The organism is Phocaeicola faecalis, assembly GCF_021730445.1.
GTDB classification, from domain to species: domain Bacteria; phylum Bacteroidota; class Bacteroidia; order Bacteroidales; family Bacteroidaceae; genus Phocaeicola; species Phocaeicola faecalis.
Genome location: NZ_JADNRM010000005.1, coordinates 183711 through 194160, shown reverse-complemented (window position 1 = coordinate 194160; position 10450 = coordinate 183711). Strand labels below are relative to the sequence as shown.

Here is a 10450-nt window from a genome sequence, read left to right as displayed (position 1 = left end):
AACAGTATGCTTGAAGATATACTTAGCGCAAGCAACATGAGACAAGCCTATAAGCAGGTCGTATCGAACAAGGGTGCGACAGGCATCGACGGCATGGACGTGGAGGAGCTTCACGAGCACTTGTGTGCGAACTGGTCTGCCATCAAACGGCAGATACAGCATGGCGCTTATATCCCCTGCGCAGTCCGCAAGGTGGAGATACCGAAACCGAACGGGGGTAAACGTATGCTTGGCATACCTACTGTCACTGACCGACTCATCCAGCAGGCTGTCGCCCAAAGGTTAAGTGCCCTGTATGATCCCGGTTTTAGTGCCAACAGTTTCGGCTTCCGTCCGGGACGTTCGGCACATCAAGCCGTAGAGCGTGCATTGGAGTACTTCGCAAGCGGTAGCCGTAAGGTAGTCGAAATGGATCTGGAGAAGTTCTTCGACCGTGTGAACCACGACAAACTGATGTCCATCCTGTGCGAGCGCATCACGGATAAGCCTCTGTTGAAGTTAATCCGGCGATACCTGCAAGCGGGAATCATGGAGGGCGGTGTGGCAAGCACACGTACTGAGGGCACTCCGTAGGGGTCACCCCTGAGTCCGATACTGTCGAACATCTTGCTCGACAAGTTGGATAAGGAACTGGAGAGGCGCGGACTTCGTTTCGTCCGCTATGCGGATGATTGCAGCATCTACGTCAGGAGCCAGCGCTCAGGGGAAAGAGTCTTGCAGAGTATCACAAGGTACTTGGAGGATAAACTCCTCTTAAAAGTAAACCGTGACAAAAGCAAGGTCAGCCGCCCCGACCAATGCCATTTGCTTGGCTTTGGTTTTCGGTATAAGAAAGGCGGTTGTGTGCCACGTGTGTCCGAGCATCCGAAAGGACGACTAAAGGACAAGATACGTGTGATAACCAAACGCAGTCGTGGAATCAGCATCCGACAGATGCTGGAGGAGTTGAACAGGTAAATAGGTATCGGTAGTAAACCGGCAAGTGCTGCTGTATCTGAAAAGATATTGTAGTGAACGACTTGTTAAAAGGCTGTAAAAAAATAGTCAGGTAGGCAGACAAAAGATGAACGGAAGTGAACCGCTGATGAAGCATCGAAATGTGCGTTAGACTACATCAGAACTTGGTTTTCACCACAGACCTTGGATAAAAATAAGAGATACCTATACTGCTGCTTATTCGATGTACGGTGTTAAGGCGGCATGATTTGTCTGTAGGCTAATTGTCGGAAAATAGGAACCTGCTTTAGAATTTCAAAGGAAAATACACAAGTGAAAGAAACACAAGGTAGAAATACTGATGTCTGATGCAGGGGCGGATTACCTCGTAGTAGTGAAGAACTCTCTGTAATGGAGATGGAGCGAGGGGGTAACTTATTCAAGCGAAATTGTATTGTACAACTTAAATTCCATTAAGGATGACACAAAAGCAAGGAGCAAAACCATTCGATATTGACCGATGGAAACTATATTACGCGTATAAGCGTGTGAATCAAAATCGAGGTGGTTCAGGTGTTGACAACGTCACACTTGAAATGTATGGCAGTAATTTGAAAAGAAACTTATACAAACTGTGGAATCGTATGAGTTCAGGCAGTTACATTCCCAAACCTGTCAGACTGGTTCGGATACCGAAGCCTGCAGGAGGAACAAGACCGTTGGGTATTTCCACGGTGGAAGACAGGATTGCACAGATGCTGGTAGTTGAAATGATAGAACCTGAAATTGAGAGGATATTCCATGAGGATTCCTATGGTTATCGTCCCAACCGTTCCGCTCATGATGCGCTGGGTCGTGCAAGAGAGAAATGCTGGAAATATGCGTGGGTATTGGATACGGATATCAGTAAGTTCTTTGATACGGTAGACCATCAGTTATTGATGAAGGCTGTAAAGCTTCATGTAAGAGAAAGATGGATAATACTGTATATAGAAAGATGGCTCAAAGTCCCGTATCAGAATGCAGACAAAAGTCTGGTTGAAAGGACCAGCGGTGTGCCCTAGGGTAGTGTTATAGGACCGATTCTGGCAAATCTCTTCCTGCATTATAGTTTCGACAGATGGATGCAAATACATCATCCTGAAATCCCTTTTGAGAGATATGCAGATGATACAGTATGTCATTGTCATAGTAAGCAGGAAGCTGAATCCCTGTATAAAGAACTTATAGTCAGGTTCAAGTCATGCAAATTAACCCTGAACGAAGAGAAAACAAAGATAGTCTATTGCAAATCAAGCAGAAGAAAGGAAAATCACTCCAATGTTACCTTTGATTTTCTCGGTCATACATTTCGACCATGTAAAACCATGCATAAAAGTTCCGGTGAAGCCTTTACAGGCTTCCAACCAAGAATCAGTATGAAGGCAACAACAAAAATCAGGGCGACCATGCGTTCATGGAATCTCAAGTCAAAATCACATACTCCGCTGGACTGCATAGCTCAAATGGTTAACCCCATACTTCGAGGATGGGCAAATTATTATGGTAAATATGGTGGGAAATCTTTTCAAAAATTACTTCGGTACTTCGATTTATTACTTGCAAAATGGGCAAAAGCGAAATATAAAACTTTCAGACGCAAGCCCATGTATGTAATATTGAAATGGCTTGGGAATATTGCAGATAGGGATGCCATTTTCTATCATTGGCAAATAGGTTTCAAACCAACCAAAGGTACGATAAAGTTATAAGGTTGAATAAGAAGAGCCGTGTGATGGGAGACTATCACGCACGGTTCTGTGAGAGGTTTAAGGTGAAACTCCTTTTATCTACTCGACTGAGAGGTCGGAAAACGAAAGTAGGAAGAAAGCTTTCGTTTTCCTCCTACTCGATTCCTTATCAGGTTTTGAAATCCTGATGATATTTACAGTTGTCTATAATACGATACAGCAATGTCCCGTTTGTATATATTGGGGGAATTCTGTAGGAGAAAGACTTGCCGAAAAATCGGATATAGATGCTAAGATCCTATATTAATCAACATTCATGGAGTACCTATCGAATATGATATTAGGTTATTATCGGGTAAACAGTTTTACCTGTACGATAGTTTCAAATTGTCGCCATTGACTCATCTCTTTACTATCACCAATCATCTGTACATCACATCATATACCATAAGCATTCGGTCTCGTCTGTGCTTTTTTTCTGCTTTTATCAGTTTCGCACATATCTTTTGATATTAAAAACTATAATAAAGAAAGCGGAGCCCATTGTCACCTTGTTTTCTTTCATGTGCCTGATCTTCTGTATGCTATGTTATATTATTGAGAGATGATAGGCGCAACGGCCCATTTCTTTATAAAGCAGCTTCTTGAAACTGTCAAGATTGAGATGGTTGACAACAGCGTTGACTATGCGGACCATTTACATCTGGAAGTCGTATCCAAAATATAAACTTTATGCTTATCTTTACCGACATATCAGGGCTTCCTTTTTTTGATTTTGCAGCACTGGAATAAGTGAAGTTACTGGTGTGGAAACCTTTACGGACTATGTTGTTTCTGAAAGGTATAGACATTAAATAAGATTTTATGCTGCACAGTGTCGGTTAATTATGAATAGAATAATATTTTTTTTGTTTTTCATTGTTTCACTCTGTTCTTATGGACAAAGGAGCTCCCTCTCTGCTGTACAAAAGAGAGGAAACGGGGTCACAGTTTCTCTTGAAGCAAAACAAATTGAGATCTCTTTTTTGAAGGATAATATTATACACATTCGAACCTATCCTGCAGGACAAGAGCAGAAGCCTTCCCTTGTTGTAAACGATAAAGCCTTTGGAGTGCAAGGTATAAAATATCGTTCATTGCAAAATAAGATTACTTTAAAATCTGCAAAAGTAGAAGCAACTTATGATGTTTGGCAGGATAGGATTCTTTTTTCTGATGCTCAAAGCCATGATACGATTCTCGTAGAAGGTGGTAATCAGTTTTCTGAAATTGATGATTTAGGGGAAAAAGCGTATACAGTGAGCCAAACCTTCATTTTAAAGCCTGATGAAGCTATTTATGGTTTGGGGCAGTATCAGGATGGGGTTTATAATTATAGGGGGCATAAGGAGTTGCTGGTACACGCCAATCGTGAAATTGCAAATCCGGTTGTTGTATCCACTTCAAATTATGTGTTGTTTTGGGATAATTATTCTTGTTCCACCTTTGAAGATACTCTTGATGGAGCTACTTTTACTTCTGAGATAGGAGATGGCGTAAATTATTATTTGGTAGTGGGGAAAGATATGAAGGATGCCATGGCGGAATTCCGCGAATTGACAGGGAACTCACCAATGCTTCCCAAGTCGGCTTTTGGATTCTGGATGTCGAAAGAACGTTACAGGACATTTGATGAACTTCAAAATGTGGTGAGAACTTACCGAATGAGAAATATTCCGTTAGACAACATCGTTCAAGACTGGCAATATTGGGGGGAAAACCTTGATTCATGGAATGGCATGATTTTCAATCCAATCACTCATCCTAATCCCCGAAAGGTAATTGAAGGTTTGCATCAGAAGTATCATGTTAAGTTGACGTTGTCTGTTTGGCCCGGTTTCGGAAAATCCACGAAAGTATATCAAGAGATGGATTCGGCAAATGTGTTGTATGACGTGCCCACATGGGCAGGTTACAAGGTAGCGGATATATATGCTCCTACAGCCCAAAAGATTTTTTGGAACCATCTGTATCAGGGACTTTATACAAAAGGTGTGGACTCTTGGTGGTTGGATGCGACAGAACCGGCTTATAAAGATGGGCTATATCCTGAAAAGCAGACTTTATGGAGCAAAAAAGCCGGTAAAACTTTTATCGGATCTGCCGCTCGTTATCTCAATACTTATTCGTATGTATTAACTGGGATGATGTATGAAAATTTAAGGGAACAGAGTGATAATCGCGCATCTATCTTAACTCGTTCTGCTTTTGCAGGGCAGCAGCGGTTTGGTACTTCTATATGGTCTGGAGACATCTATGCTTCTTGGGACGTGCTAAAGAAGCAAATTGTAGCCGGTCTTAATATTTGTATGACCGGTATTCCTTATTGGACTACCGATATCGGTGGCTTTAGAGTGCGAAGTAAGGAAAATTCCGGTGAAGGAACAGGAGAGATAGGGACGGAAATTCATAAAAGCATATCTTCTTGTGATGGAGGATATGCGAAGGGACTTAAAGATTCTGCCTATTTGGAATTATATACAAGGTGGTTTCAATATGGGGCTCTTTCTCCGATATTCCGGGCTCATGGAACAGAAGTACCGCGTGAAATTTGGCATTTTGGTGAGCCCGGCAGCAAATTCTATGATATCCAAGTTGAGACAATACATCTTCGTTATACGCTTTTGTCGTATATATATTCAGAAGCTTGGAAGGTTACGTCAAAAGGTTCGGCCATGATGCGTGGTACAGTAGTGGATTTTTCAGGCGACCGGAAAACGTTTGATGATGGAAGCAGTTATATGTTAGGGGACGCATTAATGGTTCATCCAATAACCAGACCGATGTATTATGACCGGGAAGGTGTTATTTCGGATGTCAATACATTGGAAGGGATTTACTTACCACAACATTCCGGTATTTATTGGTTTGACTTTCACTCCAACAAATGTTATGAAGGAGGAAAAGAAATAAAATATGATGCTCCTTTAGAAACGCTGCCAATATTAGTAAAAGCCGGTTCCATTGTTCCACGTAATAAAGTGGTTCAATATGTCGCTCAAGACGATGGCTCTGAAATGACATTATCAGTTTATGCAGGTAAAGATGCAGAGTTTCTGCTTTATGAAGACGATAATGAAACTTATGCCTATGAGAGAGGAGGTTATTCAGCCATTCAAATGAAATGGAATAATACGCATCGAACGTTCACTCTGTTTGCACCTACTGGTAAAATGTCGCCTAAATTGAAGAATAGAAAGTTCAAGATTCAGATTCTTACTCCTTCGAAATCGGGGGACGCGTCTGTAGTTGAAAAAGAGGTTATGTACGACAATAAAACAATGAAACTGAAGTTTTAGTTGGCCGGGCGGTATAGATGGACTGGAGGAAAGAACGCCTGTAGACAGCGAAATATCCCTGTTTTTTTATATCATATTCCATTATCAAGAAATTATTGTTATTTTTGTGCTGAATCTTAGATAAGTCCATAAATATATAATATCCTGAAAAGACATCAATCTATGAGGCTCGATGCAGAGGCGATAACCGGCAGAAAATGAATAAAGCTGCGGGTGAAAGTTTGGAGTCTGATGAAGAAATATGGGAAATGTGATATTACTATGAAAAGAAAAATATTGTTATACGTCCTTTTGTTTGTCTCTTTCACGCTTCGAGGCAATGTGTATTTTAAACATTTGGGTAAGACAGACGGATTGTCCCAAATATCAGTTATCTCCATTTGTCAGGATGAATTGGGAAGAATGTGGTTTGGCACATTGGAAGGGTTGAGTTGTTATGACGGAAATTCTATGACTGTTTATAAGCCGTCGCAGGATTCTGTCAGGAGTTTCTTGGGGAACAACGTAGATAATCTTGTCAGTGATAAACAGGGAAATCTTTTTTTTATTTCGGATTATGCACTTGTTCGTTATAATCTTCGTAAGGAGCAGTTCTCTCTTTTAAAGCAGAGGGCGAACTGTCTGCATGTGCATGACCAAGAGGTGTGGGCGGCAACGCGTGATTCTGTTTTCAAATGGAATCGGCAGAAAGAGGAATTTGCTTTTGTCTATCAACTGTCGTTAAAGAAACATATCACTTATCTTTATGTGGACGACAATGAATGTGTGTGGTTGGGGACTACCGACGGACTTTATCGGGTGGATAACTTGGATAATCCGGCTCCAGTTTGTGTTATCCCCAAAGTCAATGTCCTTTCACTCTATAGAGATACGAAGGGGAAAATGTGGGTGGCTGCGTTCAGGCAAGGAATGTATACCATAGAAAATGGTATAAGCCAACAGTTTGTTGATGAGCAAAATTTTCTATTATCTAACAATGACATCCGGTGTTTTGTGGAAGACGATGAAGGTTCTATTTGGATAGGGACTTTCAATGGACTGAATAAAATAGATACGCTGGGCAATGTATCCTGTTATAAGAAAGATACGCAACCGGGAAGTTTGAAGCATTCATCCATTTTCTCGCTTTGCAAAGATTCTCAAGGAACAATTTGGGTTGGTACCTACTATGGAGGAGTGCAATACTTTAATCCTCAGGTGGATATTTTTACACATTATTCGGAAGGGATTGGCCGGAAAGATTGTTTGAGCTTCTTCTTCGTCGGAAATATGGTGGAAGATAAACGGGGGGATGTCTGGATTTGTACGGAAGGGGGAGGATTGAATTATTTGCATAGAGACTCCACACAATTTACACATTATTTGGCAGATGAAAAGGGTGTGTCTCCGTTATTCTCTAATTTGAAATGTATAGAATATGATGAAGAACGGGATTGTCTGTATATAGGTACTCACAAACAAGGTTTCTTCTGTTTTGATATAACTGCAAGAAAAGTAGTATATCATACGGAGGAGATGGGAAAATCTCTTTCCAAAATAATTTTGCGTGGAGACAGCCTTTATATTCTTTCCGGTGGAGGTCTGTATGTAAAGGACTTGAAGCAGGAGACGATGGGGCATTTATATCCGTTTATTCGGGAAACTCATCGGGCAGGTTCCTCTTTTTTGATAGATTCCAAAGATTATATTTGGATTGCCCAGCATGACCAGCTTGTGCGGATTAATATGAAGATGCCGGAAGAGAAATACATTTATAAGTATAATGAGAGGGGGCTAGGTAGATTTCAAGTGTTGAATATGGTGGAGTATACCGATGGTACTTTATACTTTGGCACTTATGGGGACGGTCTGTATGCATTCAACCCTGCGGAAAACAGCTTTAAGCAATGTTCTATTTTCGATATTCGTTATTGTTATAATTTGTCTGTTATTCAGGGCGACTATTTGGCTGTTTCCAATGAAAAAGGATTGTTGGTTTATCATCCACAAACTCAGGAGATGAAGATGATTGATGCTGAAAATCAGTTACATCTTTCTGCCATAAATGATGGATGCGGTTTATTGAGTTGCCGCGACGGTGAAGTGTTTGTCGGCGGGACCTCGGGCATGGCTTCTTTCATGAGCCACTCTTTGTTCAATCCGTCTCCCCGGTATAACCTTTATTTTTCATCGCTGTCTGTGAACGATAAACTTGTTTCGTGCGAAACATCCGACCATATATTGGAGACAGCATTGCCTTTTGCCAATCAAATTAATCTGGAGTACAATGAAAATAATATTTCAATATCTGTAGCTTCGAATAGTTATATTGATAATGCTAACAGAAAGATTTATGAATATTGGCTGGAAGGGTTCAGTAATGAGTGGAATACGATTTATAATAATACAATAGTATATACAAACTTGAATCCCGGCAAATATAAGCTGATTGTACGTGAAAAGCAGCAGAGTTCACTTGATGAGGTGCATTCCATTGCGTTGGCTATTATTGTACATTCTCCTTGGTGGTCTACATGGGCGGCTTATTTGGTTTACCTTTGTATGGTTGTTGCAATCGCTTATTCATTGTTGCGGAACTGGCGTGCCCGGATGCAGTTACGCGCTTCGTTGGCACAAGAGAAGCTTGAGAAAGAAAAGAACGAAGAACTTATACAGGCAAAACTTCAGTTTTTTGCCAATATATCTCACGAATTCCGTACTCCTTTAACGTTGATTATCTCGCAGCTTGAGGCTTTATTGCAATCCGGTAACTATTCTCCGTATCTGCGGACACGTTTGCAGAAAATATATAAGAATACTTTTCATTTTAGGGAACTGATATCCGAACTTTTGGATTTCCGGAAGATGGAACGGGGAAAATTACAGCTTCATGTGTGCCGGTTGGATATCATTCTTTATCTGAAACAGATTCAGCAGGATTTTATGGATCAGGCGCAGTTGAAGAACATACAACTTGAGTTTCATACGGAGATGGAGAGTATGCAGTGTTGGTTTGACGGCCGGCAGTTGCGGAAAGTATTTTCCAATCTGTTGTCGAATGCATTTAAGCATACTCCGGAGAAGGGAAAGGTAGAGTTACAGATAGAGGAGAAGGAAACGGTTATTGAGATAAAAGTCATCGATACGGGTGAAGGTATACCGCAAGAAGCATTGCCTTATATCTTTGACCGTTTCTATCAGGTGGATTCTGCTATTTCTTCACCGGGAAGCGGTATCGGTTTGGCTTTGTCAAAAGGAATCGTAGAATTGCATCACGGTGAAATCACAGTGCAGAGTGCGCTGCAATACGGTACTATTTTTACGGTTACATTACCTAAAGAAAATCTTTTCCGTGATGATGATTATGTGACTTTTGTTGAGCCGGAGGAGATGTTTGACAATCATTTTGCGATGCCTCTTGAAGAAGGTGGAGAACAAGAGACAGATCAGACAGGGGAGGAGGAGACTCCCGAAACGCAAGGAGATATTACAGCCAAGGATTGCCTGTTGATAGTAGAAGATAATGAAGACTTGTTGCAGATATTGACTTCATTGCTTTCTCCTTTATATCGGGTCACTATTGCCATGGACGGTAAGGAAGGATTGCAGAAGGCAATGGAAGAACATCCTGATCTTATTCTGAGTGACATTATGATGCCCGAAATGTCCGGTTTGGAGATGTGTGCCAAAATAAAGAGTAATTTTGATTTATGTCACATCCCGGTTGTGTTGCTGACTGCTTTGACTTCGGACAATAAAAAGATGGAGGGATTGCAGTGCGGGGCTGATGATTATATAGAGAAACCTTTTAATAATAAGATATTACTGGGGCGTATTGCTAATATTATACGCAACCGCAAGATGTTGAAACAAAAGTTCGGAATGGAGATGACAACTGGTACTTCTGTGGAAACTGAGATGCAAACGTTGGTATTGAATCCGATTGATGCCAAATTCTTATCAAAACTGGAGGGCATTATAAAAGAACATTTATCAGACCCGGATTTTGATGTGAACATGTTGGCTAAAGAATTATTAATCAGCCGTAGCTCGCTATATAACAAACTGAAGGCGCTGAGCTGCATGACTCCGAATGAATTTATATTGAATACCCGCTTGAAATATGCTGCCGATTTGTTAAAGAACCATACTGAGTTACAGATAAATGAGATAGCCTATCAGGTTGGATTTAACTCTCCGCGTTATTTCAGGCATTGTTTTAAGGCTTGCTTTAATCAGACACCGCAGGAGTACAGGGGCCGTTAATGGATGATATAAGGGGGGCAAAACGTGGATAATGCTGTTGTTTAGTTCGTAGGGGCGAGGTTCGCTCGTCCGAAAACATACTTGGTGTCTTCGGGCAGGCAAACCCTGCCCCTACAGCTGACGATTGGATAGACTGGTTTAGTTTTGACACACTCCCAAGAGAAGTCCAACAGGCATTAAAGCCGGTCTTTGTAGAATCTG

The 10450-nt window shown here is 41.2% G+C and carries 3 protein-coding genes and 2 pseudogenes; all 5 read left to right on the top strand.

The features are described from left to right. The first annotated feature begins 6 nt into the window (after nt 1-6). The 5 genes and pseudogenes from ltrA (IR173_RS08050) to IR173_RS08030 all read left to right on the top strand — a co-directional run bounded on the left by ltrA (IR173_RS08050) (nt 7) and on the right by IR173_RS08030 (nt 10249). Nucleotides 7-957, top strand: a pseudogene (ltrA, locus tag IR173_RS08050) (group II intron reverse transcriptase/maturase). A gap of 458 nt (nt 958-1415) precedes the next feature. After that, nucleotides 1416-2276: pseudogene (ltrA, locus tag IR173_RS08045) on the top strand (group II intron reverse transcriptase/maturase); the annotation flags it as partial. A 78-nt stretch (nt 2277-2354) separates the two neighbouring features. Beyond that, entirely contained in the window at nt 2355-2687 is a 333-nt protein-coding gene (locus tag IR173_RS08040) for a group II intron maturase-specific domain-containing protein (protein WP_237039142.1), read from the top strand. Between the two features lie 866 nt (nt 2688-3553). Beyond that, nucleotides 3554-6004 (top strand): glycoside hydrolase family 31 protein, encoded by a 2451-nt coding sequence (locus IR173_RS08035; protein ID WP_262914281.1) that lies wholly within the window; start codon nt 3554-3556, stop codon nt 6002-6004. Between the two features lie 261 nt (nt 6005-6265). Then, nucleotides 6266-10249, top strand: a complete 3984-nt coding sequence (locus IR173_RS08030; protein ID WP_237039133.1) for a two-component regulator propeller domain-containing protein — start codon at nt 6266-6268, stop codon at nt 10247-10249. Nucleotides 10250-10450: the final 201 nt, after the last annotated feature.